We start from the raw sequence: 1,624 nt of genomic DNA, 5'->3' as shown, positions 1-1,624 counted from the left end.
GCCGCGATCTCCTGCACGGTCTTGTCACCACGTAGCGCTTCCAACGCCACCTTGGCCTTAAACTGGTCTGTAAAGTTCCGGCGCTTCGCCATTCTCGTATCCCTTCAAAGGTTTGGGATACACCTTAGCCGACTGTCCAGTTTTCTGGGACCACTTCAATTGACCCAAAGCCGGATCGCTTCTCGGCTGACAATCACGCCCCGCGCGGCCAACAGGTCTTCAACATCAGCCGAGCTCAGAGCTAACCGATGGTACGCCCAAACAGCGTAACCAATAATCTCACGAGGATAACGAAACCACTTCAGACGTGGCAAATCAATTGGAATATTCATTGGGTCCACATACCTTTAGCAAACCCAGTCAACAACTTGGCAATACCAGAAGCACTGCTTCGTTTGGTCAAGGATGAAGGCGTGACGTTCATGGCTGGTGTACCAACCGTCTGGTCCAATTTCCTTGAGTGTCTGAATGAGAGCGACATCAACAGTCTGCCGCAAGATTTACGTATTTCGACTGGTGGTGCCGCGCCGCACAAAGCATTGATCGAAGGGTTAGTTCGCTATGATATCAAGGTTTTCCAAGGCTGGGGAATGACCGAAACATCCGCTGCGGTGGCCTACAATCAGTTAAAGCCGATCTTGGGGCAAACGCCCAAAAGCCGGACAGCATTTCTGATCAAACAGGGGCTTCCTTTGCCAATTGCGCAGGTGCGAATTGTCGAGAGCGGGACGGTATCCTCAGGCGAGGAAAAGCGGCCCGTGGGTGCCATAGAGGTGCGCGGGGCTAGCGTGGCAGGCGCCTATTTGCACGGTCTCACGCCCGGGAAATGGACCGAGGATGGCTGGTTCAGGACGGGCGACATCGGCGAATTTGATGAGTTTGGTTATCTGACCATTTTAGAGCGCGAAGAAGACCTGATCAAATCCGGCGGCGAATGGATTGTGCCGCGCGATATCGAGGATGCGATCCTGGAGAATGCTTGGATCGAATCCTGTGCGGTGGTGGCGCGACCAGACATTCGGTGGGGTGAGCGGCCGATCGCCTTTGTTGTTCTGTCCGGTGCCCATGTGCCGGACTGGAGTGCCGTAAGGCAGACGTTGGAGGCGCGGTTTCCGCGGTATTGGCTGCCCGATGATTTCATTCCGCTCGCGGCGCTTCCCTATACGTCTATGGGAAAAATCGACCGTAAGCAGCTCAAGAAGCAGCTTACGCAAACACATGAGGATGTGCTGTAACGCACAAAGCGCAAACGGTAGGAAAAATTTGAAATGAGCTTGAGTAATCTGAGCGAAAAAGACCGCGTGATTGTCGCGAAAGCCCGAGATTTTGCGCAAACAAAGGTCGCGCCGTGTATTGAGCAATGGGAATCCGACAGGGCTGTGCCCGTGGATCTTCTGCGCGAAGGGATTGGCCGGTATTGCCAAGTTGTCTGATGCTGGGCGCGGTTAGCCGGCAGCCGTGTCGTTAGGCGGTCATCTCAAGGGCGTATCCGTGCCACAGGTCAAAAGCGTCCGATCTGGTCTGGCGGTAGGTGTTAGCTGGCATTCGGTAGCGGCGGGGGCGGAAAAACGATATTGATCTGGTCGTGGACGGCGAGGAACCTTTGAGCCTGGCGCGGGGACTT

The 1,624-nt window shown here is 54.9% G+C and carries 2 protein-coding genes and 2 pseudogenes; 2 read left to right on the top strand and 2 right to left on the bottom strand.

Translation table 11 applies throughout. The features are described 5' to 3' along the window. Window positions 1–158 precede the first annotated feature (158 nt). Window positions 159–332 (bottom strand): annotated as a pseudogene (locus BHD06_RS22605) (IS6 family transposase); the annotation flags it as partial. Between BHD06_RS22605 and BHD06_RS22600 the strand changes: the two are divergent. Both BHD06_RS22600 and BHD06_RS23985 read left to right on the top strand, forming a co-directional pair. After that, complete coding sequence (locus BHD06_RS22600; protein ID WP_080459187.1) at window positions 249–1,235, top strand: AMP-binding protein; 987 nt, start codon at window positions 249–251, stop codon at window positions 1,233–1,235. The pseudogene BHD06_RS22605 and the gene BHD06_RS22600 sit on opposite strands and share 84 nt — an antisense overlap. A gap of 33 nt (window positions 1,236–1,268) precedes the next feature. Further along, window positions 1,269–1,433: a hypothetical protein gene (locus BHD06_RS23985; protein ID WP_176214481.1), complete on the top strand. Its 165-nt coding sequence runs from the start codon at window positions 1,269–1,271 to the stop codon at window positions 1,431–1,433. A gap of 31 nt (window positions 1,434–1,464) precedes the next feature. On the opposite strand, the pseudogene BHD06_RS22595 reads toward BHD06_RS23985, so the two are convergent. Further along, window positions 1,465–1,624 (bottom strand): annotated as a pseudogene (locus BHD06_RS22595) (IS6 family transposase); the annotation flags it as partial.

This window comes from Roseovarius sp. A-2 (assembly GCF_002072155.1).
Classification (GTDB): domain Bacteria; phylum Pseudomonadota; class Alphaproteobacteria; order Rhodobacterales; family Rhodobacteraceae; genus Roseovarius.
Note: the sequence above shows the minus strand (reverse complement) of the source record. Positions and strands in the feature narration are given on the sequence as shown.